Annotated in this window: 20 protein-coding genes and 1 pseudogene; 14 read left to right on the top strand and 7 right to left on the bottom strand. The window is 69.6% G+C overall.

The features are described from left to right. Positions 1–109: 109 nt before the first annotated feature. Positions 110–574, top strand: coding sequence for a hypothetical protein (locus tag AB0H84_RS44210; protein ID WP_357618434.1), 465 nt, complete (start codon positions 110–112; stop codon positions 572–574). Here the strand turns inward: AB0H84_RS44210 and AB0H84_RS44205 are convergent. Further along, the gene (locus tag AB0H84_RS44205) at positions 525–1,271 is read right to left on the bottom strand and encodes a glycoside hydrolase family 16 protein (protein ID WP_357618431.1); all 747 of its coding nucleotides are present in this window, start codon (positions 1,269–1,271) and stop codon (positions 525–527) included. The two genes, AB0H84_RS44210 and AB0H84_RS44205, sit on opposite strands and share 50 nt — an antisense overlap. A gap of 201 nt (positions 1,272–1,472) precedes the next feature. Between AB0H84_RS44205 and AB0H84_RS44200 the strand changes: the two genes are divergently transcribed. After that, positions 1,473–4,178, top strand: a complete 2,706-nt coding sequence (locus AB0H84_RS44200; RefSeq protein ID WP_357618428.1) for a cellulose binding domain-containing protein — start codon at positions 1,473–1,475, stop codon at positions 4,176–4,178. A gap of 305 nt (positions 4,179–4,483) precedes the next feature. Then, positions 4,484–5,305 carry a patatin-like phospholipase family protein gene (locus AB0H84_RS44195; RefSeq protein ID WP_357618424.1) on the top strand — a complete coding sequence of 274 codons (822 nt, stop codon included), beginning with the start codon at positions 4,484–4,486 and terminating at the stop codon, positions 5,303–5,305. Positions 5,306–5,321: 16 nt separating this feature from the next. Here AB0H84_RS44195 and AB0H84_RS44190 read toward each other — a convergent pair whose 3' ends face one another. Next, the gene (locus AB0H84_RS44190; RefSeq protein WP_357618421.1) at positions 5,322–5,687 is read right to left on the bottom strand and encodes an ATP-binding protein; all 366 of its coding nucleotides are present in this window, start codon (positions 5,685–5,687) and stop codon (positions 5,322–5,324) included. Here AB0H84_RS44190 and AB0H84_RS44185 point away from each other — a divergent pair. Both AB0H84_RS44185 and AB0H84_RS44180 read left to right on the top strand, forming a co-directional pair. Further along, positions 5,665–6,168, top strand: a complete 504-nt coding sequence (locus tag AB0H84_RS44185; protein WP_357618418.1) for a DUF5753 domain-containing protein — start codon at positions 5,665–5,667, stop codon at positions 6,166–6,168. The two genes, AB0H84_RS44190 and AB0H84_RS44185, sit on opposite strands and share 23 nt — an antisense overlap. Then, entirely contained in the window at positions 6,153–6,371 is a 219-nt protein-coding gene (locus AB0H84_RS44180; RefSeq protein ID WP_357618415.1) for a DUF397 domain-containing protein, read from the top strand. The genes AB0H84_RS44185 and AB0H84_RS44180 overlap by 16 nt, the downstream gene beginning before the upstream one ends. Positions 6,372–6,394: 23 nt before the next feature. On the opposite strand, the gene AB0H84_RS44175 is transcribed toward AB0H84_RS44180, so the two are convergent. After that, positions 6,395–7,582, bottom strand: a complete 1,188-nt coding sequence (locus AB0H84_RS44175; protein ID WP_357618412.1) for an FAD-dependent monooxygenase — start codon at positions 7,580–7,582, stop codon at positions 6,395–6,397. 117 nt (positions 7,583–7,699) lie between these two features. Between AB0H84_RS44175 and AB0H84_RS44170 the strand changes: the two genes are divergently transcribed. Continuing rightward, complete coding sequence (locus AB0H84_RS44170) at positions 7,700–8,392, top strand: TetR/AcrR family transcriptional regulator C-terminal domain-containing protein (RefSeq protein ID WP_357618409.1); 693 nt, start codon at positions 7,700–7,702, stop codon at positions 8,390–8,392. A 405-nt stretch (positions 8,393–8,797) separates the two neighbouring features. On the opposite strand, the gene AB0H84_RS44165 is transcribed toward AB0H84_RS44170, so the two are convergent. Then, positions 8,798–9,685 (bottom strand): NmrA/HSCARG family protein, encoded by an 888-nt coding sequence (locus tag AB0H84_RS44165; protein WP_357618406.1) that lies wholly within the window; start codon positions 9,683–9,685, stop codon positions 8,798–8,800. Positions 9,686–9,914: 229 nt separating this feature from the next. Here AB0H84_RS44165 and AB0H84_RS44160 point away from each other — a divergent pair, with 229 nt between their 5' ends. The 4 genes from AB0H84_RS44160 to AB0H84_RS44145 all read left to right on the top strand — a co-directional run bounded on the left by AB0H84_RS44160 (position 9,915) and on the right by AB0H84_RS44145 (position 13,337). Further along, positions 9,915–10,292 (top strand): hypothetical protein, encoded by a 378-nt coding sequence (locus tag AB0H84_RS44160; protein WP_357618404.1) that lies wholly within the window; start codon positions 9,915–9,917, stop codon positions 10,290–10,292. Positions 10,293–10,329: 37 nt separating this feature from the next. Then, the gene (locus tag AB0H84_RS44155) at positions 10,330–11,538 is read left to right on the top strand and encodes a serine hydrolase domain-containing protein (protein ID WP_357618401.1); all 1,209 of its coding nucleotides are present in this window, start codon (positions 10,330–10,332) and stop codon (positions 11,536–11,538) included. A gap of 144 nt (positions 11,539–11,682) precedes the next feature. Further along, entirely contained in the window at positions 11,683–12,213 is a 531-nt protein-coding gene (locus AB0H84_RS44150) for a sigma-70 family RNA polymerase sigma factor (RefSeq protein WP_357618398.1), read from the top strand. Between the two features lie 5 nt (positions 12,214–12,218). Further along, positions 12,219–13,337 (top strand): CU044_5270 family protein, encoded by a 1,119-nt coding sequence (locus AB0H84_RS44145; protein ID WP_357618395.1) that lies wholly within the window; start codon positions 12,219–12,221, stop codon positions 13,335–13,337. Positions 13,338–13,345: 8 nt separating this feature from the next. On the opposite strand, the gene AB0H84_RS44140 is transcribed toward AB0H84_RS44145, so the two are convergent. From AB0H84_RS44140 to AB0H84_RS44130, 3 genes are read right to left on the bottom strand one after another with little or no spacing between them, the layout of a single operon-like run. Beyond that, positions 13,346–14,263 carry a carbohydrate ABC transporter permease gene (locus tag AB0H84_RS44140; protein WP_357618392.1) on the bottom strand — a complete coding sequence of 306 codons (918 nt, stop codon included), beginning with the start codon at positions 14,261–14,263 and terminating at the stop codon, positions 13,346–13,348. After that, complete coding sequence (locus AB0H84_RS44135) at positions 14,260–15,231, bottom strand: ABC transporter permease subunit (protein WP_357618389.1); 972 nt, start codon at positions 15,229–15,231, stop codon at positions 14,260–14,262. The genes AB0H84_RS44140 and AB0H84_RS44135 overlap by 4 nt, the downstream gene beginning before the upstream one ends. Before the next feature lie 34 nt (positions 15,232–15,265). After that, positions 15,266–16,903, bottom strand: coding sequence for an extracellular solute-binding protein (locus tag AB0H84_RS44130; protein WP_357618386.1), 1,638 nt, complete (start codon positions 16,901–16,903; stop codon positions 15,266–15,268). A 177-nt stretch (positions 16,904–17,080) separates the two neighbouring features. Between AB0H84_RS44130 and AB0H84_RS44125 the strand changes: the two genes are divergently transcribed. From AB0H84_RS44125 to gvpJ, 4 genes and pseudogenes are all read left to right on the top strand, one after another. Further along, positions 17,081–18,280 (top strand): ROK family transcriptional regulator, encoded by a 1,200-nt coding sequence (locus AB0H84_RS44125; RefSeq protein ID WP_357618383.1) that lies wholly within the window; start codon positions 17,081–17,083, stop codon positions 18,278–18,280. A gap of 99 nt (positions 18,281–18,379) precedes the next feature. Next, the gene (locus AB0H84_RS44120; protein WP_357618380.1) at positions 18,380–21,148 is read left to right on the top strand and encodes a glycoside hydrolase family 3 C-terminal domain-containing protein; all 2,769 of its coding nucleotides are present in this window, start codon (positions 18,380–18,382) and stop codon (positions 21,146–21,148) included. Beyond that, the gene (locus AB0H84_RS44115; protein WP_357618378.1) at positions 21,145–22,149 is read left to right on the top strand and encodes a LacI family DNA-binding transcriptional regulator; all 1,005 of its coding nucleotides are present in this window, start codon (positions 21,145–21,147) and stop codon (positions 22,147–22,149) included. Before AB0H84_RS44120 ends, AB0H84_RS44115 begins: the two co-directional genes overlap by 4 nt. 168 nt (positions 22,150–22,317) lie before the next feature. Beyond that, a pseudogene (gene gvpJ, locus AB0H84_RS44110) lies at positions 22,318–22,491 on the top strand (gas vesicle protein GvpJ); the annotation flags it as partial. Between the last annotated feature and the right edge of the window lie 128 nt (positions 22,492–22,619).

Genomic DNA, 22,619 nt, shown 5'->3' with positions numbered 1-22,619 from the left:
TGGCGGCCATGAGCATGGTCGTGGCCGCCACGGAACTCCTGCTTGCCGCCATATGGATAGTTGTGCTATCTAATATTTAGATAGTTGAGTTATCCAATGGAGGCTTGCGGTGGTTGTGATCGTGTTGCTGGTCGCCACGGTGGCGTTCCGGCTCCTGGGGGCCCTGGGCGTGCGGCGGTTCGGCTCCTGGAGCGTGAGTGCCGCGCATGGGCTGGCCGTCATGCTGGTGATGACGGCCAGCGCGCATTTCGTCCCGGCGGGCGTGACCTTCATGCCCAATCATGCGGACATGGTGGCCATGGTGCCGGCGTTCGTTCCCTTCCCGGCCCTGGTGGTCTACCTGACCGGCGTGCTCGAGCTGGCCGGGGCGGCCGGGCTCGTGCTGGAGAGGACCCGAAGGGCCGCCGGGATCTGCCTGGCGCTGCTCTTCGTGGGCCTGCTCCCGGCGAACGTGTACGCCGCGCTCGCCGGCCAGGCCGTGACGCCGCTGTGGCAGCGGATCCCCGAGCAGGTCCTCTACATCGCTATCGCGCTGTGGGCGGCGGTGAATACCCGCGAACGTAGTCGACGGTGAACTCCTTGGGATACGTGCCGCCCGGCTGGAACTCGTAGATGCCGAGCATGAGCTGCATCGGGTACGCCGGCGACTGGTTCACCGTCCTGACGTGCACGCCGTCCACGGAGAAGGAGACGTGGTCCGGGGCCCAGTCGGCGGCGTACACGTGGAACTCGCGGGCGTCGAGGGCCAGGGTCTCCGCCGTGAAATCGTCGGTGATGCCCGGATCGCCGAAGGGGTGCAGGCCCATGCCGATCCGCGCCTCACCCGCCCCGACGTCGCGGCCGAAGATCTCGGCGACGCAGATCTCGGCCGAGCGCTCGGGCGCGTCCTCGAAGCCGATCATCCAGAGCGCGACCATGCAGTTGGGGTCGTCGGTCGCCTTCGCGCGCATCTCGATCCGGCCGTACTGCGGGGTGTAGAGCCGCATCTCGGGCTGCTCCTCCCGGACCACCGCGCCGCGCCCGTGCTGCCCGATGCGGCTGCCGGCGGGCCCGGCGAACAGGCCCGTCTGGAGGGAGGAGACCCGCAGGCCGCCCTCGAGATCGGGCGCCCACGGCGGCTGGTCCTCCTCGATCAGCAGGGTCAGGCGGCCGTCCCCGAGCCGGTAGCGGGCCGCGGCGGCCTTCCGGGTGGTCCACTGCGGTAAGTAGAAAGGGAACCACTTCGTCCCGTCGAGGCGGCCGCCCTCGAAGGTCTCCTCGAACTCCAACATGATCGCTTCCTCTAACTCTTCGCCTTAATTCGTCGGACGTCCAAACTATTGACCCTCGCCACACCCGTATGTGAGCCTTCTGGTAAGAGCTCATGCGCGAAGGCGCGGCGACGGTCAGGGTCCTGCATTCTGCTCGTGCATGGCGGTCATCTGCAGCCTTTGGGGGCGCCTGTCGGCGTGCCTGGAAAGGAAGAGCCGCGCATGCGAAGAAGATTATTCGTCATGCTCACGATCGCCGCCGCCCTGCTGGTGGCGGCGGTCGTGCGGATGTCGCCGGTCTCGGCCGTCGCCTCGGACCCGTACGCGTACAAGAACGTCAGGATCGACGGTGGCGGCTTCGTGCCCGGCATCATCTTCAACCAGACGGAGAAGAACCTCATCTATGCCCGCACCGACATCGGCGGTGCGTACCGGTGGAACCAGTCGACCAAGTCCTGGACGCCCTTGCTGGACTGGGTCGGATGGGACAAGTATGGCTACAACGGCGTGATCAGCCTCGCCACCGACCCCGTTCAGACCAACCGCGTGTACGCCGCCGTCGGCATGTACACCAACAGCTGGGATCCCAACAACGGCGCGATCCTGCGTTCGACCGACAAGGGCGACAACTGGCAGGTCACGCCGCTGCCGTTCAAGCTCGGCGGGAACATGCCCGGCCGCGGCATGGGCGAGGCGCTGTCGGTGGACCCGAACAACAACGCCGTCCTCTACCTCGGCGCCCCCAACGGCAACGGGCTGTGGCGCAGCACCGACTACGGCGCCACCTGGGCCAAGGTGGCCAGCTTCCCCAACGCGGGCAACTACGCCCAGGACCCGAACGACTCCACCGGCTACCTGAGCCACAGGCCGGGCGTGGTCTGGGTGACCTACGACCCGCGCTCGTCCGCCAAGGGCAGCACCACCAAGACCATCTACGTGGGCGTCGCCGACAAGGAGAACAGCGTCTACCGCACGACCGACGCGGGCGCCACCTGGTCGCGCGTGGCCGGCCAGCCGACCGGCTACCTCGCCCACAAGGGCGTGCTGGACACGGTCAACGGCTACCTCTACATCGCGACGAGCGACACGGGCGGCCCGTACGACGGGGGCAAGGGCGACGTGTGGCGCTACAACACGGCGACCGGCGCCTGGACCCGGATCAGCCCCGTCCCCTCCTCCAGCTCCGACGACACCTTCGGCTACAGCGGCCTGACCATCGACCGGCAGAAGCCTGGCACGATCATGGTGGCCACGCAGGTCTCGTGGTGGCCGGACGTGATCTTCTTCCGCTCCACCGACTCCGGCGCGACCTGGACCCGCGTGTGGGACTGGACCTCGTACCCGAACCGCAGCTTCCGCTACAAGCAGGACATCACGGAGAACCCGTGGCTGACGTTCGGCGCCAACCCGCAGCCTCCTGAACTCGCGCCGAAGCTCGGCTGGATGACGGAGTCGCTGGAGATCGACCCGTTCGACTCGAACCGGATGATGTACGGCACCGGCGCCACGATCTACGGCACCGAGGACCTGACCAAGTGGGACTCGGGCGGTCAGTTCACCATCAAGCCCATGGCCAAGGGCCTGGAGGAGACGGCGGTCCTGGACCTGATCAGCCCGCCGAGCGGCCCGCCCCTGGTCAGCGCCCTGGGCGACATCGGCGGCTTCCGACACACGAACCTGGACGCCGTACCGTCGATGATATTCACGGCTCCGATCTTCACCACGAGCACCAGCCTGGACTACGCGGAGAAGTCGCCGTCGATCATGGTCAGGGCGGGCAGCTTCAAGGACTCCGACCGCCCGAACGACAGCCACGTGGCCTTCTCCACGGACGGCGGCGCCAACTGGTTCCAGGGCACCGAGCCGGGCGGCATCGACGAGGGCGGCACGGTGGCGGCGGCCGCCGACGGCTCCCGCTTCGTCTGGGCGCCGAAGGGCGCCACGCCGGTCTACTCGGTGGGGTTCGGCAACTCCTGGCAGCAGGCCTCCGGCCTCCCCACCGACGCGATCGTGGAGTCGGACCGGGTCAACGCGTCGAAGTTCTACGGCTTCAGCGGCGGCCGCCTGTACGTCAGCACGAACGGCGGCGCCTCCTTCACCGCCACCGCCGCCACGGGCCTGCCGACCACCGGCAAGTTCAAGGCGGTCCCCGGCAAGGAGGGCGACCTGTGGCTGGCCGGTGACGGCGGCCTGTGGCACTCGACCGACAGCGGCGCGTCCTTCGCCAAGCTCTCCGGGATCACGAGCTCGGTGAACGTCGGCTTCGGCAAGGCCGCGCCCGGCGGGACGTACATGGCGGTCTTCACGGTGGCCACCATCGGCGGCGTCACGGGCCTGTACCGCTCGGACGACGCCGGGGCGAACTGGGTGCGCATCAACGACGACAAGCACCAGTGGGGCAACATGGGCGAGGCCCTGACGGGCGACCCGCGCGTGTACGGCCGCGTCTACGTCGGCACCAACGGCCGCGGCATCCTGTACGGCGACCGCACGGGCCCACCGGTAACCGTCACCCCCACCGTCACGCCCACGGTCACCCCCACCGTCACGCCCACGGTCACCCCGACCGTCACCCCGACCGTGACCCCCACGGTCACGCCTACGGTGACGCCGACCACGGGCTCGGGCTGCTCGGCGACGTACAAGAGCACTAACGAGTGGTCGGGCGGCTTCCAGGCGGAGGTCACGGTCAAGAACACGGGCACGGCGCCGATCTCGGGCTGGAAGGTCACCTGGACCTGGTCAGGAAACCAGAAGATCACCCAGCTCTGGAACGGCACCCCGACCCAGACGGGCACGAACGTCAGCGTCGTGAACGCCAGCTACAACGGCTCGCTTGCGTCGAACGCGACGACGTCGTTCGGCTTCACGGGCTCCTACACCGGCACCAACACCCCACCCACCACCCTCACCTGCACCCCGGCGTAAGGGAACGCCCCTGGGAGGCCACGCGCCGGCCTCCCAGGGGCACCCGACGGGAAAAGCGAGGCCTTCCACAGGGGGCGCTTCGCGCAGGGGTTCCAGACAGCGCCTCCCAAGGGGCTCCGCCCCTTTCGATCCCCGAACCCCCGCTCGCTGCGCTCGCCGGCACCCACCCCGTTGCCTGGTTACCGGGTGGGCCTACTGGACCCCGCCCGTGTTCCGGCTCTCGTTCCGCGCGATCGAGGGCCGCGCCGATGCAGCCGCCATGAGGCGTTGACCTCAAGCAAAGTTGAGGAAGCAGAATCAGCGGCATGACCTCTCCTCAGTACGGAAAAGCGCTGGTCCTCGGTGCGGGCGGACTTGTCGGCACGGCCTGGCTGGCGGGCCTCGCCGCAGGGCTGCGCCGCGAGGGCATCGACCTCGCCGACGCCGACCTCATCGTGGGCACCTCGGCCGGAGCGATCGTCGCGGCGATGCTCACCACCGGCCGGGACCTGGCCGATGTGGCGGTGCTGCCCTCCCCGCGCGCCGGACGTTCCGGACCACCGGACCTGGCCGCGATGGGACAGGCGTTCGCCATGCTGGTCGACCCGACTCTGGAACCGGACGACAAACGCCGCCGGGCCGGGCAAATCGCGCTCGCTGCCGAGGCCCCGTCCGAGGACGGGCACCTGGCCGGGATCGGCTCCCTGGTCGGGACCGAGACGTGGCCCGACCGCCCCTTGCTGATCACCGCAGTGGATGCCGAGACCGGCGAACCGAAGGTGTGGGCGCGCGGCGGCGAGGCGACCCTGGTCGAGGCCGTGGCGTCGAGCTCCGCGTTCCCCGGAACGGTCGCTCCGATCACCGTCAACGGCCGCCGGTACATGGACGGCGCGCTGCGCGACGGCGTGAACGCCGACCTCGCCGCCACCGCCGTGACCCGCGTTCTCGTCGAGCCGCTCGCCGACCGTTCCCCGGCGAGCGAGTTCCAGGGCGTGCGCATCGGACCGGATGCCGAGGCGTTGGCGGCGTTCGGCCCCGATCTCGGCAACCGGGAGGCATGGACGCCCGCCTACCGCGCCGGGGTCCGACAGGCTCCGCCGGTGGTCGCGATGCTGCGTCCCGTCTGGGACGCGGCTTCCGTCACCTGACCGCTGGCCATGCTTGCTACTCGCAGGAGGCCGTAGACGATCCGATGCCCAGGTCGGCCCAGACAGCGCGGTGGCCGCGTTCGAGGACATAGGTGCCGCACCGCTTGCTCAGTGAGGCAACGATCCCTAGTCCTCGGCCCGACTCCGACATGGAGCCCAGCTCCAGGGGGACGAAGCGCGGTTCCGGCTCCGCGATGCCTGGATCGATCACTTCCAGTCGGACGAAGTCGAAGCCCTCGCCGAGACCCAGTCGAACCTTGATCCAGTCGCGTCGGGGGCCCGCCGGAACGTGCTGGATGACGTTGCTCACCAGCTCTGAAACGATCTGAAGGGGTGCATCAGGGCACACCAGGGAAGGGATGTCGGCGAGCCACAGCTTCATCAGCCGGCGCGCCTGTCCTGGTGCCTCGTCGCTGCGTCGCAGCGTTGCGACCCGCCACGCGGTCGCGTTCTCGAATTTGCGTCAGGCGATCCTCGCTCGTGCCGAACCGCACCCGGTGCTACTTTGGGCGTTCCTGGACGAGGGGATCCTGTATCGCCCGATCGGCAGCGAAGAGATCACTCGAAGGCAGCTCGAGCACCTCATCGAAATGTCGGAGAGAGACAACGTCACGATCCAGCTGCTCCCATATCTCGCCATGAGCACCACAGGACTGGGCGGCAGCTTCACCCTTCTCCCGATCGACGGGGAGCCGGACGCTGCTTATATCGAGGGGACGCTTTACGGGCAGATCCGCGACCAAGGCGAAGAACTCGAAATGCTGAAGCGCAGGCTGGAGAAGATGCGAGCAGAGGTTTATCCGCAGCGCACTTCGATTGAACTGATCAGGAAGAGATTGGCGGAAGAGTGGATCTGGAGCTGAAACGAGAGATTGATGACGCTGAATGGGTCACGGCGTCGAGCGACAATCAGGGAAACTGCATCTACGTGGCCTTCCTGAGCGGTGGGCGGGTGGCCATTCGTGACTCGGAGCGGCCGGATCTGGAGCCGTTGGTGGTCCGCGGCCCGGTCTGGGACGCCTTCTCCAACGGCATGAAGAGAGGGGTCTTCGAGCGTCCCGCCTGAGCCGAAGATCCCCTCTCCACCCCTCAGGCCGCCGGAAGAGGGTCCTGGCCGAGCAGGCGCCGCCCGTTCTCGGCGGAGGCGCGTACGGCATCGAACCCATAGGCGACCATCGCCGCCTCGTACTCGGCCAGCGCCTGGACGAGCGGCCGGCCGGCGGCGGCCGCGCCGAGGGCGGCGGCGAGCGCGCTCGCGTCCCGCAGGGCGGTGTTCGCGCCGACCCCGCCCGCCGGGCTCATCGCGTGGATGGCGTCCCCGAGCAGCGTGATGGCGGTGGTCGGCCAGGGCTCGATCGGCACGCTGGTACGGAGGGTCAGCGGGAAGATCGTGGACGTGTCCCAGTGGTCGATGATCGCGCGCACCCCGGGATGCCAGCCGTCGATCATCCCCAGTGTCATGGCGCGCAGCTCGGCCCCGGACATCGCGCGCAGCTCGTCGTCGGGCGGCAGGAGCTCGCGGCGGGCGCCGAAGGAGCAGGTCATGTAGTCCTGGGTGTCACGCAGTCCGACCTCGGGGGCGAGCCTGGCGGCGGCCTGCCGTACGGGCTCGGGATACTCCACCGGGGCGACGCCGACGAAGCTCCCGTCCGGGCCGACGATCGGCGTGAACACGGCGAACATGTCGTCCGGGAACAGCTCGCGGGTCTGCGCCGTGAGCGGCACCTTGCCGTACAGCTGCCGCAGGCCCGTGTCCACCACGCGCGCGTGCGGCAGGTGCTGCCTGCGCACCGGGGAGTTCACGCCGTCCGCCGCCACGAGCACGTCGCCGCTCGCGGTGGTGCCGTCGGAGAAGTACGCGGTGACGCGGCCGTCGTCGCCGACGCGGTAGTGCGTGAAGTGCTTGCCGAACGCGACCACGTCCTCCAGGCCCGCGAGCAGGATCTGCCGCAGCGTCAGGCGGTTGACCGCCAGGTGCACGCCGTCGTCGGGCGACTCCAGGACCGCCAGCCGCTCGAGCCGGTGGTCGAAGACCGGGGTGCTGGCGCGCGGGACGCCGGCGGTGGCCCGGAAGAGCCGGTGCAGATGCGCGGGCAGGTTGCCGGCCAGGGCCCGGTCGCCGTGCCCGTCGATGTGGATCCGGTAGCCCTGCTGCCGGGATGTCAGTGAGGCGTCGCTCTCGTACACGGCGACGCCGATGTTCCTCTGGCGGAGCCCTTGCGCCAGGCACAGTCCGCCCAGCCCGGCACCGATGACGATCACATGCGGACGCGGCATCTCAGCCGTCCCTTCTCCCGTGAGTTCCCTAGCAGTGCAAGGGAGACCCTAACACTGCTAGGGATTCCCTTGCACTGCTAGATTGAGAAGGGCGCAGAGACCAAAGGGGAGTCCCGTATGGCACGTCAAGAACCCGACATTCCCGGCCTTCCCGGCGGCATCGAGGAGGCGGAACCGCGGCTCGACCGCGCCCAGATCGCTCAGGCGGCACTGGATCTCCTGGACGAACAGGGCTTCGACGCGTTCAGCATGCGTAAGCTCGCCGTCGCGCTCGGCATCAAGTCGCCGTCGCTCTACTGGCACGTACGCAGCAAGGACGAGCTGTTCGACCTGCTCATCGACGTGGTCGTGGGCAAGTGCCCGCTGCCTGACGACGACGGCCGGTCATGGGAGGAGCGGCTCGTCGGCCTCGGCCTCGAACTCCGGCAGGTCCTGCTCGCCCACCCCGCGGCCACCCGCCTCCTGCCGGGCCGGGTCCCGTTCGGCCCCAACGGGCTGCGCCTGGCCGACCACATCATCGGCGTCCTGCGCCAGGCGGGGTTCGACAACCGCCTGTCCGGCTACGGCTATCTGCTCCTGCTCTTCTACGTCGTCGGCTTCGCCGGCCAGGAGATCGCCTTCGGCAAGGGCCCCGAGAACCACGCCCGCCTCGGCCAGATCACCGGTTTCCTGCGCGACCTGCCCGCCGACCGCTACCCCCACCTGACGGCCGTCGCGGACGAGCTGACCGCCCGCCCCGGCCTGACCCACCGCTTCGAGCTGGGCCTGGTTGGCATCCTCGGCGAGCTCGACCGCCGGCGTCGGGAATGACCCCGCTCATGCGCCGGCCGCCCGCTCCCGCGGAGCGGACGGCCGGCGTGGCTCAACGACGACTGCGACGGTGCCGGGAACGGCTGCTGCTGTCACTGTTGATCTTCTTGCGCGGATGCACCGGATCCGGCCCCAGTCCAGCGGGTACGAGCAGGCAGATTCTCGCGGCGGACATGTAACGCGGGAAAGACATGGCCTCGCCCCCTTCGATACGTCATGGCGTATCCCCGACCCACCAGAGGGATATCCCCCCATTTGTTCACATTACGCCGAAAACGGACATCGGCCAGGGCTGGGAGGAGAAGTCACGACAGGGCGTCGAGGGTGGCGGTCACGGTGGGCGGGGCCTCACGGCCGAAGCCGGTCAGAAGGAGCACGGCTCCGGCCGCGGGCGGGCGCGCGCGGTTACGCAGGCAGGGAGTCCAGCTGGGCGAGGAGTCGCGCCTTGCCCGATCGCTCCAGCCAGGTGCCGAAGTCCATGAGGCCGGCGTGGGCCTTTCGCAGCGGCGCGGGGTCGGAGTCGTAGTAGGACTCGTCGGCCCACGTGAAGACCTTGGCCACCTCGGGGTCGTGCTCCCAGAGGACCTCGATCGGGATCCGGGTGTGCGGGATCGGGCGGCCGGCCGCCGTGCTGAGCGCGGCGGCGATCTGCGGGGCGGTCAGCCTGTCGCCGGTGACGTCCAGGGCCTTGCCCAGGTACGTGGCAGGGTCGGCGAACGCCAGCGCGGCGATGGCCCCGATGTCGTCGATGGCGACGAGCTGCATGACCAGGTCGTCCCGCCAGGGCACGTTGAGCGAGCCGTTCTGGAAGAACCGCGCCGGGCTGGTGAAGTCCTCCATGAACCCCGCCGGGCGCAGGATCGTCGCGGGCACCCCCAACTCGCGGATGTGCTCCTCGATCTGCCACTTGTCGATGGCACCCCAGCCGTGCTCCACGTAGAACCGGTTCTGGCTCTTGACGCCGCCGACTGACGAGTACACCAGGTGCCGCACGCGCGCCGCCTTGGCGGCCTGCGCGACGTTCTTGCCCTGCGCGATCTCGTTGTCGTTGGCGGACTGGACGCTGTAGATGCCGTACGCGCCGCTCGCCGCCGCGGTGATGGAGGCGAGGTCGTCGAGGTCGCCGCGGACGAGTTCGGCGCCGGCGGCGGCGAGTCCGGCGGCCGCCGGCGCGGTGTCGTCGCGCACGAGGGCGCGGACCCGCCAGCCGTCGGCCAGCAGGTGGCGGGCGGTGGCGCCGCCCTGGTTCCCGGTGGCGCCGATCACGAGGACGGTCTTGTCCTGAGTGTCCATGAGGTGCTCCTGCTTCGGAAGTGCGGCCGGTTGACGAGACGTGACTATATGACGATTTTTGAAATTTAGTCAACTAAGGCCAAGAGGGAAAGTTCGTCTCTTATGTAGACGATGTTTCCGTCAGACGCTAACGTTGTCTTCATCAGAGACGACGTTGGGGGACGCCTGCGTCGGGCGTGGTAGTACTGGGAATCCGCGAAGGAGGCCGCACAGACAAGCAGGGGCACCCATGACCGAGCGCTACCTCGGTGTCCTCGGCATCGCCGAGGCCCTGGGCGTGACCAGGCATGCGGTGCACAAGTGGCGCAGCCGCTATTCGGACGACTCCGACCACCCGTTCCCCGTGCCGGACGTCGAGGTCGACGGGGCTCCCGGCTGGCGGCCGGACCGGCTGACGGAGATCGTGCAGTGGCGCGAGGGGCTGCCCGGCCGCGGCGCGGGCGGGGGGCGCCCTTCCCTCGCGCGCCAGGAGTACCTCAAGGAAGCGGCGGCGCGCGGCCTGACCCGTGACGAGGCGATACGCGCGCTCGCCACGTTCACCGAGGAGTTTCCCGAGATGACCGAGCCGGAGATCTGCGCCTGGCTCGTCGGGAAATGGCGCGGCTAGCCCTTCACTTCATCATCAGCACAGAAGGCGATGACGCATGCCCGAAATCGGCCCAATAGTCGGTGGGGACACCGCACCGGGATTCGAAGCAGTACGTGAGGCGTTCGCGGCCAACCTGGCCGGCGGCGCGGACATAGGGGCCGCGGTCAGCGTCTACCTGCACGGCCGGAAGGTCGTCGATCTGTGGGGCGGGATCGCCGACCCCGAGACCGGCCGCCCGTGGGAGCGCGACACCCTGCAGCTCGTCTACTCCACCACCAAAGCGGTCACGGCCACCTGCGCCCTCCTGCTGGCCCAGCGGGGACAGCTGGACCTCGACGCGCCCGTGGCCGAATGCTGGCCGGAGTTCGCCGCCAACGGAAAGGAGCGCCTCCCGGTCCGCTGGCTGCTCACCCACCAGGCCGGGCTGCCCGCGCTCGACCACCCGGTCACGCCGGAGGAAGCGATCGCCTGGGAGCCCGTGGTCGCCGCCCTGGCGGCCCAGCGTCCGTACTGGGAGCCGGGCACGGAGCACGGTTACCACGGGCTCACGTACGGCTGGCTCGTCGGAGAGGTCGTCCGGCGGGTGTCCGGCCGGAGCATCGGCACGTTCCTCGCGGAGGAGATCGCCGCACCGCTCGGGCTGGACCTGTGGATCGGGCTGCCAAAGACCGAGCAGCACCGGGTCAGCCGGATCATCGCGCCCCCGCCCGACTGGGAGGCCATGGGCCGGATCGACCTGAACGCCCTGCCCGAGCCCATGCGCGAGATCATGGCGGCCTACGCCGATCCGGCGTCGTTGACCAGGCGCTCGCTCGCGGTCGTCACGCCCCCGCTGGACCACAACAGGCCGGAGGAGCAGGCTGCGGAGATGCCTTCGACCAACGGCATCTGCACGGCCCGCGCCCTGGCCCGCTTCTACGCCGCGCTCATCGGCGAGGTCGACGGGCACCGCATCCTCACCGCCGCGACCTTGGCCGCCGCTACCGCGGAACAGGCCGCCGGCATCGACCGCATCCTGCGCGTACCCGTGCGCATCGGCACCGGTTTCGGCCTCCCGACGCCGGACGCGTTCTGGTACTCACCCACGGCCTTCGGCTTCCCCGGCCGCGGCGGATCGCTCGGCTTCGCCGACCCGGCGACCGGCCTCGCGTTCGGCTACGTCATGAACCGCGTCCTGGAAGGCGTACCGGACCTGAGGGCCGCGAACCTGCTCGCCGCGGTCCGGAGCTCGATGCAGGCTCGCGGCCTCGGACCGCGCCCATGAAGCGCTGAAGGCGAGGGTGATGACGGCCTTGCTATGGAGCCGGGAGATGCCGATGTGGTCGGAAAGTCCTGGGTGAAAGGTAAGAAATCCTTCTGCCGGACCACATGTCGATGAAAGACATGCCCCCCGACCGAAGGACGTGGCTTGCCCGACCGACACGAGCGCTTCACCGCGCTCTACAACGCCTACCAGGCCCGGGTGTATGGCTATGCGGCAAGCCGAGCCGGACACCAGCTCGCGGAGGAATTGGTCAGCGACACCTTCCTGGTCGCCTGGCGGCGTCTGGACGACATTCCCGACCAGGCGCAACTGCAGTGGCTCTTCCGCGTCGCCCGCAACATCCTGCGCGACAACCTCCGCCAAGCCACTCGCCACGCGTCCCTGGAAGCCGAACTGCGCACGTGGATCGACGAAGCGGGCGCCGACGCGGGTGAGGAGGCGATCGAGCGCGTCACTGTCCTGCGCGCGCTGGCCACCTTGTCCGACGAGGACAAGGAGCTCCTCACCCTGACCACCTGGCACGGCCTGTCGCCCGACGAGGCAGCCGGCGTGCTCGGATGCACCAAGGCCACCTTCTACGTGCGGTTGCACCGAGCACGCCGCCGCCTGCGGTCGGCGATCGACGCGACCGCCGCGACCTCCTCCCGCAATCCCATGACCGTTCCCGGAGAGTGACTGCGATGAGCCACCAGCCCGACGACGACGAGATGCGACTGCTGACCACGGCCCGCCCGGCCTCGCTGGATCGCGGATCCGGCCTCTCCGCCGCTGACCTGCTGGTCAAGGCCGCCGCCCAGCCGCCGCACGAGCAGCGCTCGCCCAGGCCGTCGCGTCCTCGGCGGCGCCCGTCGATCGTCGTCCGTCTCGCCGTCGCGATGACGGCTGTGGCGATCGCCGCCGTCGTCCTCGTCCGCAACGCGGATCCCGACGGCGCCGCACCCGACGCATCCGGCTTCACCCCCGCCCGGACGGTGCTGCTGGCCGCCGCCGAACGGATCGAGACGCAGAACCCGGCGACCGGCCGGTACTGGCACACTGTCGGCCAGAGCATGGCGATAGGGCAGGAGGGGCGAGCGCCCCGCGGCCAGGAGCCCCGCATGGTCAACTACCGGGTGACGTGCACCCACGAACTCTGGACGGCCAGATCGCGGCGTGACCCCACCTGGCTCCTGGTCACCGCGCAATCGGGTAAACCGCTCACCAAGGCCGACGAGGAGACCTGGCGCAGCCAAGGCGCCTACCGCCTCGGCGCCTGCGAAGGCGCCGGCGTCCCGGGGGTGGGCGGTGCAGCCCCCGCGCCACCGTTCGCCGTCCAGCTCGACGACGAGCGCCACCCCGAGGTCTCCTATCCTCAGGTCGGGGCCACGCACGTCACCACCGCGGAGGTCATGAACCTGCCGGCCGATCCGGCCGGGCTCAGGAGAGTCCTCAACGAGTGGGCCCGGCGTGGCGGATACGCCGACGCCCAGGGCTTCCCGTTCATGCAGGCCACCAGCCTGCTCACGCAACTGCCGACGACCCCCAGGGTCCGGGCCGCCCTCTACCGCGTCCTGGCGGACCTTCCCAATGTGCAGAACATCGGGATGATCAAGGACCCGCTGGGACGTACCGGGACGGGGATCCAACTGGATGGCTGCGGCGGACAGCTCATCATCGACGAGCCGGCGGGACAGCTGCTGGCCGTGCAGGAACGCTCTCCCGACTGCACCGGCGAAGTCACGGCGTGGACCGCGGTGACCGCGTCCGGCTGGACGGACGCCACGCCGGTGCTTCCGCCGCACGCGACCATGCGGGGATGACATCGGACTCAGCCCTTGATGGCGCCCACGATCACGCCCTTGGTGAAGTGGCGCTGCACGAAGGGGTAGATGATCAGGGCCGGGATCACGGCGATCACCACGATGGCCATCTTGATCGCCAGGGTCGGCGGCGCGTCGCCCATCACGCCCGCCGTGGCGCTCGGCAGCGGCTTGGAGTCCACCACGTACTGGCGCAGGATCAGCGCGAGCGGCCACTTGCGGGTGTCGTCGATGTAGAGCATCGCGTTGAACCACGCGTTCCAGTAGCCGACCGCGTAGAACATCGCCACGACCGCCGTCACGGCCTTCGACATGGGCAGGACGATGCGCCACAGGATGCGGAACTCGCCGGCCCCGTCGATGCGGGCGCTGTCCAGGATCTCCCCTGGGATGCTCATGAAGAACGAGCGCAGCACCACCACGTTGAACGCGGAGACGGCGCTCGGCAGGATCAGCGACCAGTACGTGTCCTTCAGGCCCAGGCCGCTGACCATCAGGTAGACGGGGATGATGCCGGGGAAGAAGACGAACATCAGCAGGATGCTGAACAGCAGCGGGCGGTGCAGGAACGAACCCGGGCGCGAGAGCGAGTACGCCCCCAGGATGCTCACCCCCGCGCTGATCAGCGTCCCCACGAGGGTCACCCCGGTGCTGACGAGGACGGCCCTGCTGACCACGGTGTCGGAGAAGATCTGCCGGTACGCCTCCAACGTGATCCCGTCCGGCACCAGCACCAGCCCGCCCACGCGGTTGACCGTGGCGGCCGAGCTGAGGCTGGTCAGGACGATCGTGTAGAGGGGGCCGAGGACGACCAGGACGATCAGCGTCACCAGGGTGCCCTTGCCGAGCCGGCCGACCGGCGACGGGCGTTCTTCCCATGGCGCCAGGCGGCCGCCTCCGCGCGGGCGTGATGTCAGGACGGTCATGATCGTGAATACACCCCTCGCTCGCCGAACGCCTGCGCGACCCGGTTGGCCGCCACGATGAGCAGCAGCCCGACCAGGCCCTTGAACAGCCCGGCCGCCGCCCCGTACCCGAGGTCCCCGGTACGCATGCCCGACCAGTACACGAACGTGTCGAACACCTCGGACGCCTGGCTGCCGACGGCGCCGCGCTGCAGCATGAACTGCTCGAACCCGACGTTGAGCGCGTCGCCGAGACGCAGGATCAGCAGCAGCACGATCACCGGGCGCAGCCCCGGCAGCGTGATGTGCCACATGCGCCGCCACCTGCGCGCCCCGTCCACGGCGGCGGCCTCGTACAGGTTGGGGTCGATGGTGCTGAGCGCGGCCAAAAAGATGATCGCGCCCCAGCCCGCGTCCTTCCAGATGGTCTGGGACGTGATCAGCAGGATGAACGTGTCCGAGTTCGTCATCCAGTCGACGCCCTGCTGGCCATGCTCGCGCAGGATCTGCGCCAGCAGCCCCGCGCCGCCGAACATCTGCTGGAAGACGGCGATGACCAGCACCCAGGAGAAGAAGAACGGCATGTAGACCACGCCCTGCACGAACGCCCTCAGCCGCGCCGAGACGATGCTGTTGAGCAGCAGCGCCAGCATGATCGGTACGGGGAAGTAGAAGACGAGCTGGAAGGCGGTGATGGACAGGGTGTTGCCGACGGCGCGCAGGAACTGCGGGTCCTGGAAGAGCAGCGCGAAGTTGGTGAAGCCGATGATCGGGCTGCCGGCGATGCCGTCGGTGTACGGGTTGTAGTCCTGGAACGCGATGACGTTGCCGAGGGCCGGGAGCCACCAGAAAGCGAGGACGAGCAGGAGCATCGGCAGGTTCATCACCAGCAGCGGCCAGTCCCGGCGGAGCTTGGCCCGCCAGGTGAGCTCCTGCGGGGCGGCCTTGCTGGGTTGCGGAGCGGTCCGTCCGGCCGTGATCACGCCCATGAGAGGCCCCTTCTAGCACGGGTACTCATGGATCTCAAAGCCTGCCGTTCTCCCGCGCGACCTTCATGTAGAACTCCCGCGCCTCATTCCCGCCCTGGTCCTGCCACTCCTTGACGACCGTCGGCCACTCGGAGACCGGCCGCTTGCCCCGGTAGATCTCCTGCATCTTGTCCTCGATCGGCGTGACGAGCCCGGCCATCTTCGACGGCGTCTCCACCCGGAGCCCGACGAAGGGGTCGTTGGACAGGAACTTCGCGGCACCCGTCTGCCAGTCGTAGAGCGACTGCACGAGCCCTTCGTACTCGCTCGTCGCGTTGGCGCTCGGGCGGCCCGACAGGAACATGTACGTGGGCGCGACCTCCTTGCGCCCGAGCGCCGTCTGCTTGAGGGCGCCGTTGTCGACCGTGTAGTGCTTGCCTTCGACGCCGTTGGTGACGAGGTCGTACTCCTGCGTCCCGAACGGCGCCGAGGTCCAGTTGGCGAGGGCGAGCAGCTCGCGCGTGCGCGCGTCCCCGAGGCCCTTCTTGATGAAGGCGAACATGCTGGCGGGCTCGTTGCGCCAGACGATGGGCGTCTCTCCGGCGTGCGCCGGGTAGGGGTTGACGATCTCCATCTTGAACTTGGGGTTGTCCGGCAGGAAGCGGTTGAGGTTCTCGTGCCAGGCGCCGGTGCCGTCCTTGTAGATGATCATCTGGCCGCTGCCGAAGATGGCTTTGTTGTCGGCGTCCTTGTTGGCCACGACGTCCGGGTGGACGTACCCGTTCGCGAAGAGCTTCGCCATGAACTCGACATGCGCGGCCCACTCGGCGGTCTCGTACTTGTACTCGAGCGTGCCGTCGCTCTTCTTCCGCCACTCGCGCGGGGCGCCGAAGGCGCGCTGGACCTCCTGGTCGATGCCGCCGTACGCCCAGCGCTTCTTCTTCGGGTCAGTGATCTCCTTGCCGAGCGTCATCAGGTCGTCGGCGCTCTTGGGGTGCTCCAGGCCCAGGTCCTTGAGGATGTCGCCGCGGACGAACGTGGCGAACGGGAACGGCTCGTTCTGCCACGGGATGCCCTGCAGGATGCCGCCGAAGACGCTGTACTGCCAGGCCGCCGTGGCGTAGTTGGCCAGCAGGGGGAACTCCTTGGCCTTGTCGCCGGCCAGGTAGGGGCCCAGGTCGGCGAAGAGCTTGTTGGCCGCCTCGGTGAAGTGAGCGATCTTGATGAGCTCCCATTGGGGCACGCAGATCATCTCGGGCACGTCGCCGCTGGCCAGGAGGGTGCTGAGCTTCTGCCCGTACGTGTTGCCGTCCGAGATGTTGAAGCGCACGGAGCCGCCGAGTCGCTCGGTCATGTAGTCGTAGTAGGAGTTGCTGCCCGGCCCGGGCGGCACCGTGCCCCACAGCGGCGTCATCGCCGTCACCTCCTTGCCGCTGGTCAGCGGCTTGGTGGTGACGGCCTGCACCATGTTCGCGGGGCGGGTCAGGAAACCGGGCGCGACGAACTCACTGCCCGGGAGGTCCGGCTTGAGTCCGGGGATCTCGAACGGGACCCGGGTGGGCACCAGGCCCTTGAGCTTGTCGGCGGCGACAGCCGTACCCTTGGACAGCTGCTTCTTCTCGGCGCAGCCCGCCACCAGAACACTGGCACCGACCAGACCGAGGAACCCGCGGCGAGTCGTGTTGGTTGCCATGGCCCGCTCCCTTCTCTCTCAGTGGGATGGCCTCGATAAAAAATTAGTTGGTATTCCGACCAAACAAATTAGTAGACTGTGTCCGCAGCCACAAGGGATCGCGACGGTCACAGGTTGGTGAAGGGAGCCCACGATGCGGCATGCTGGGGTCATCCTTTGGCGGGAACGGGGCTGATATTGATCACTTCTACGACCGGCCCTCAGCCGGCCGACTTCGCCGACGTACGGGCCACCAACCTCGCGGTCGTGCTCCGGTTCGTCCGGGAGCACGCGCCCTGCTCGCGGGCCGACATCGCGGCCTCCACCGGGCTCAACAAGGCGACGGTCTCCAGCCTGGTGGCCGACCTCATCGACCGGCGGCTCGTGCGTGAGACAGGGCTGACCGAGAACCGGGTCGGCCGGCCCGCCACGATGCTGATGCTGGACGGCTCCCCGTACGCCGCCATCGGTGTCGAGATCAATGTCGACTACGTCTCCGCCGTGGCCACCGACCTGGCGGGGGAGCGGCTGCTGACGTGGCGGCGCTCGTTCTCGGGCGGCGAATCCGTCAACCAGGGGGTGGCGGGGGTCGGCGCGATCATCAGGCGGGTGGTCAGCCGCATGGCCAGGGAGGAGCGCCAGGTCCTGGGGCTCGCCGTGGCCGTGCCGGGACTGGTCGACGTGCAGGGCACCGTACGCATCGCGCCCAACCTCGGCTGGCACGACGCCGACCTCGGCGGAGACCTGGCCAAGGCACTGCGCGACCCCGGCTTCCCCATCCAGGTCGACAACGACGCCAACCTCGCCGCCCTGGCCGAGCAGCGCTTCGGCGCGCACGCCGGGGCCTCCGACCTGATCTACCTCACCGGGGAGATCGGCGTGGGCGCGGGCATCATCCTCGACGGGCGGCTGCGCCGCGGCAGCCTCGGGTTCAGCGGCGAGCTCGGCCACGTCCAGCTCGACCCCGACGGCCCCGAGTGCCACTGCGGGCGCCGCGGCTGCCTGGAGGTCATGGCCGGGATCGGCGCCGTGCTGGGCAAGGACCCCTCGCCCGCGGAGATCCAGATGGAGATCGAGGAGTCCGTACGGCTGGCCCGCGCCGGCGACCCCGCCACCCTGGCGACGCTGGAGTCGGTGGGCCGCAGCCTCGGCAAGGGCGTGTCTATCCTGGCGAACCTGCTCAATCCCGAGGTGGTGATCCTCGGCGGCTACTACGTCCCGCTGGCGCCGTGGCTCCTGCCCGCCGTCCAGGAGGAGATGGGTGACCGCGTGATCGCCGCGGAGGCCGGCGGCTGCCAGGTCGTGGCCTCGACGCTGGGCCATGACGCGGCGGCGCTCGGCGGCGCCGCGAGGGTGCTGGACTCCATAGATTCGGGAAGATTGCCCCGAGTCCCTTGACCTGGGTCGCGAGGGCGGGCACTCTTCAGTAAATCCACCGAAATGTCCGCGTAACTTCCCCCAGGCCGGTCGTCGAAGCGCTTCGACAGTTTCAGAGGGATGACCATGCAAGAACCCTTCCGCGACCCCGCTGTTCCGATTCCCGACCGGATCGACGACCTGGTGCGCCGGCTGACCCTCGAGGAGAAGGTGGGCCTGCTGCACCAGTACCAGGCCCCGGTCGAGCGGCTGGGCGTCGGGGCGTTCCGCACGGGCACCGAGGCGCTGCACGGGCTGGCCTGGCTCGGCCCGGCCACCGTCTTCCCCCAGGCCGTCGGGCTCGCCTCGACGTGGGACCCCGACCTCGTGCGCAGGGTGGGCGAGGCGACCAGTGACGAGGTGCTGGCCTTCCACCACAAGGACCCGTCGGGCGCGGGCCGCAACGTGTGGGCGCCCGTGGTGAACCCGCTGCGCGACCCCCGCTGGGGGCGGAACGAGGAGGGTTACTCCGAGGATCCGTGGTTGACCGGGGTCATGGCCGCGGCCTATGCGCGCGGACTACGTGGGAGCGCTCCCGAAATTCTCAAGACCGCCCCGACACTCAAGCATTTCCTCGCCTACAACAACGAGACCGACCGCTGCACGACCTCCAGCAACGTGCCGCCGAGAGTGCTGCACGAGTACGAGCTGCCCGCCTTCAGGCCGGCCATCGAGCAGGGCGTGGCCGTGGCGGTCATGCCGTCGTACAACCTGGTCAACGGCCGTCCGGCGCACCTCAGCCCGCTGATCGGGCAGGTGCTGCGCGCGTGGGCGCCCGACGAGCTGCTGGTGGTCAGCGACGCGTACGCGCCGGGCAACCTCACCGCGCTCCAGGGCTACCACGACACGCTGCCCGAGGCGTACGCGCACGCGATCAAGGCGGGGCTCGACAGCTTCACCCAGGACGACGACCGCTCCGAGGCCACGCTCGGCCACCTGCGCGAGGCGCTCGCGAAGGGCCTGCTGAGCGAGGAGGACGTGGACGGGGCCGTCCGCCACGCGCTGTCGATCAGGTTCCGGCTGGGGGAGTTCGACCCGGCGACGCCGTACGACGACGTCAACGGGAATGTGGTCAACTGCCCCGAGCACCAGGCGCTGGCCAGGGAGGCGGCGCGGCGCTCGTTCGTGCTGCTGAAGAACGACGGGGTGCTGCCGCTCGAGGGCGTGACGAAGATCGCGGTGATCGGGCAGCTCGGCGACGCGCTCATGGAGGACTGGTACAGCGGCACCCTCCCGTACGCGGTCACCGCCCGCCAGGGGCTGGGCGAGCGGTGCGAGACCGTGTTCTGCGAGGCCGTGGACCGGGTGACGCTGTCGTCGGAGGCGGGGCCTGTGGCCGCCGACCCCGCGGGCGGGCCGCTGAGCGTGGGGGCGGCCGAGGCGGGCACGTTCGACCTGTTCGACTGGGGCGGCGGGGCCTACGCGCTGCGGGCCGTGGCGACCGGCCGGTTCGTGTCGGTGGACGGCGTCACGCTGGTGAACGACCAGCCGGGGCCGAACGGGTGGGAGGTGCGCCAGACGTTCAGGCTGGAAGAGCGGCCGCGCGGCACGCTCGCCCTGCGCCACATCTCGACCGGCTGCTACGTCGGCGCGGGCGACGACGGCGTGCTGCGCCTGGTGGACGACGCCGACCAGGCGGTCTGGCTGGCCATGGACGTGGTCAGGAGCGGCACCGAACAGGCCGCCCTCCTGGCCGCCGCGGCCGACGTCGCGGTCGTGGTGGTCGGCGACCACCCGCTCGTGAACGGCCGCGAGACCGAGGACCGCATGACGCTGGCCCTCGCCCCCGCCCAGGACGCCGTGGTGCGGGCCGCCCGCAAGGCGAACCCGCGCACCGTCATGGTCATCACCAGCGGCTACCCGCTGACCTGGACCGACGACGAGCTCCCGGCCGTGCTCTGGTCCGCGCACGGCGGCCAGGAGTACGGCCACGCGCTGGCCGAGGTGCTCTTCGGCGACGCCGACCCGGAGGGCCGCCTCACCCAGACGTGGTATCGCTCGGAGCAGGAGCTGCCCGACCTGCTCGACTACGACATCATCGCCTCCGACGCCACGTACCTGTACTTCCGCGGCGTCCCGCTCCACCCGTTCGGCCACGGCCTCAGCTACACCACCTTCGACTACGCGGACCTGCGCGTACGCCTGGAAGGCGACGTGGTCAGAGCCGAGGCCACCGTGACGAACACCGGCACCAGGCCCGGCGTCGAGGTCGTCCAGTTCTACACCCACCAGCAGCGCTCCCGCGTCAAGCAGCCGCTGCGCCGCCTGCGCGGCTTCGAGAAGGTACGCCTCGCGCCCGGCGAGAGCCGTGCCGTCACGCTGACGCTGCCCGTCTCCGAGCTGGCCTTCTGGGACGTGACCAGGGGCGGGTTCGTCGTGGAGAGCGCGTCGCACCAGCTCATGGTCGGCCGCAGCGCCACCGACCTGCGCCTGAGCGCCCGCTTCGAGGTCGACGGCGAGACGGTCCCGCCCCAGTCGGGGCTGCTGCGCGCCGCCGCCCACGACGAGTACGACGCGATCACGTTCGTGGACGAGACCAAGGCGGACGGCGACGCCGTCAGGTCCGACGCGGAGGGCGCGTGGATCCTGTTCCGGCAGGTGGACCTCGGCGCCGCCACGACCTGCGTGGCGACGGCGGGCAGCACGGAAGGCGGCGTGATCACCGTCCGCCGCGGCGACCCCCTCTACGGCCAGGCCCTCGCCACGTTCCCGGTGCCGAGGACCGACCGCTACGGCTATCACGCCATCACGGCCTCGCTCCCGGCGGTGGACGGCGTGCACGATCTGTATGTGGTGTTCGAGAACGACGGCGTGACCCTGGTCCAGCTCGACTTCGGAGCCGGGGCTTGAGCGGGCGCACGGTCACGATCGCCCAGGTCGCCAAGCACGCGGGCGTGGCCGTCAGCACGGTCTCCTACGTGCTCAGCGGCAAGCGGACGATCTCGGCCGACACCAGGCGGCGGGTGCTCGACAGCATCAGCGAGCTCGGCTACCACCCCAACGCCGGCGCCCGCGCCCTGGCCAGCAAGCGCTCCAACGTGATCGCGCTGGTGCTGCCGCTGCGGGCGGGCATGCACGTGCCCGTCCTGATGCGCTTCGCCAGCGCCGTCGTCACGGCCGCGCGCCGCTTCGACCACGACGTGCTGCTGCTGACCGCCGACGAGGGCACCGCCGGCATCCGGCGGGTGGCCGCGAGCGCGATGGTGGACGCGCTGGTGCTCATGGACGTCGAGCTGGACGACCGCCGGGTGCCGCTGCTGCGCGAGCTGCCCGAGCCGAGCGTGCTCATCGGCTTCCCCGCCGAGCCGGCCGGGCTGACGTGCGTGGACCTCGACTTCGCCGCCGCGGGCGCGCGCTGCGTGGAGCACCTGGCCGAACGCGGCCACGAGGAGATCGCGCTGCTCGGAGCGCCGTCGGTGGTGTACGAGCGGGGGACGGGGTTCGCCCGGCGGACGCGCGAGGGGTTCGTGGAGGCGGTGGAGGCCCACGCGCTCAAGGGCGTCGCGCTGCCGTGCGAGGAGACGTTCGACGAGGTCCACGAGACCGTGCGCGACCTGCTCCTCGACCATCCCGGGGTGTCCGGGCTGGTGGTGCATAACGAGGCGGCGGTCAGCCACGTGCTGGCGGCGCTGCGCCAGCTCGGCCGGCGCGTGCCGGACGACGTGGCGGTGGTCGCGATCTGCCCCGACGACGTGGCCGAGCGCGCCGGCCCGCCCCTCACCTCGGTGCTGATCCCCGCCGAGGAAGTGGGCCGTGAGGCGGTCCGCCTGGTCATGGAGAAGCTCGAAGGCCGCGTGGTGCCCGACTCCACCCTGCTCGCCCCCATCCTCGCGGTCCGCGCCAGCACCTGACGCGGAACCTCCCCTTCCCCTAAAAGTTGCGCAGAGTAGCGAGCCGAGTACGTCAAGCCCTGCCCGTTTTTGTGTGCTGTGTGGTTCGGTGTCGCTTTTAAGGGCAGGCTGGCGGAGGCAAGGGGAGGAATGATGACTACGTCTGTGCAACCGGCGGCGACCGGCCAGATGGCCGGACGTCCGTCTCCGACGGGCCTGGCCGACGTCATCGACACGATTCTCGACAAGGGTCTCGTGATCGACGCCTATGTCAGGGTCTCGCTCGTCGGCATCGAGGTCCTCACGGTCGACGCACGCGTCGTCGTGGCCAGCGTCGACACCTACCTGCGGTTCGCGGAGGCCGCGAACCGGCTCGACATGGCCGAGACCGGGGAGCAGGGACTGCCCGAGGTCCTGGAGACCACGAAGGGCGTTCCCAGCGCGGACCGTACCAAGAAGGTGGTCCAGGGGGTCCTGGAGGCGGCGGACGA

The organism is Nonomuraea sp. NPDC050786, assembly GCF_040654115.1.
Taxonomy (GTDB): Bacteria; Actinomycetota; Actinomycetes; order Streptosporangiales; family Streptosporangiaceae; genus Nonomuraea.
The sequence above is the reverse complement of the archived record's forward strand: the minus strand, read 5'-3'. Positions and strand labels throughout refer to the sequence as shown.

Coding starts and splice junctions, on each gene's coding strand:
- AB0H84_RS44205 (WP_357618431.1), bottom strand. CDS start 1,271: ATGTTGGAGTTCGAGGAGACCTTCGAGGGCGGCCGCCTCGACGGGACG.
- AB0H84_RS44200 (WP_357618428.1), top strand. CDS start 1,473: ATGCGAAGAAGATTATTCGTCATGCTCACGATCGCCGCCGCCCTGCTG.
- AB0H84_RS44195 (WP_357618424.1), top strand. CDS start 4,484: ATGACCTCTCCTCAGTACGGAAAAGCGCTGGTCCTCGGTGCGGGCGGA.
- AB0H84_RS44185 (WP_357618418.1), top strand. CDS start 5,665: ATGTCGGCGAGCCACAGCTTCATCAGCCGGCGCGCCTGTCCTGGTGCC.
- AB0H84_RS44190 (WP_357618421.1), bottom strand. CDS start 5,687: ATGAAGCTGTGGCTCGCCGACATCCCTTCCCTGGTGTGCCCTGATGCA.
- AB0H84_RS44175 (WP_357618412.1), bottom strand. CDS start 7,582: ATGCCGCGTCCGCATGTGATCGTCATCGGTGCCGGGCTGGGCGGACTG.
- AB0H84_RS44170 (WP_357618409.1), top strand. CDS start 7,700: ATGGCACGTCAAGAACCCGACATTCCCGGCCTTCCCGGCGGCATCGAG.
- AB0H84_RS44165 (WP_357618406.1), bottom strand. CDS start 9,685: ATGGACACTCAGGACAAGACCGTCCTCGTGATCGGCGCCACCGGGAAC.
- AB0H84_RS44160 (WP_357618404.1), top strand. CDS start 9,915: ATGACCGAGCGCTACCTCGGTGTCCTCGGCATCGCCGAGGCCCTGGGC.
- AB0H84_RS44155 (WP_357618401.1), top strand. CDS start 10,330: ATGCCCGAAATCGGCCCAATAGTCGGTGGGGACACCGCACCGGGATTC.
- AB0H84_RS44145 (WP_357618395.1), top strand. CDS start 12,219: ATGAGCCACCAGCCCGACGACGACGAGATGCGACTGCTGACCACGGCC.
- AB0H84_RS44140 (WP_357618392.1), bottom strand. CDS start 14,263: ATGACCGTCCTGACATCACGCCCGCGCGGAGGCGGCCGCCTGGCGCCA.
- AB0H84_RS44135 (WP_357618389.1), bottom strand. CDS start 15,231: ATGGGCGTGATCACGGCCGGACGGACCGCTCCGCAACCCAGCAAGGCC.
- AB0H84_RS44130 (WP_357618386.1), bottom strand. CDS start 16,903: ATGGCAACCAACACGACTCGCCGCGGGTTCCTCGGTCTGGTCGGTGCC.
- AB0H84_RS44120 (WP_357618380.1), top strand. CDS start 18,380: ATGACCATGCAAGAACCCTTCCGCGACCCCGCTGTTCCGATTCCCGAC.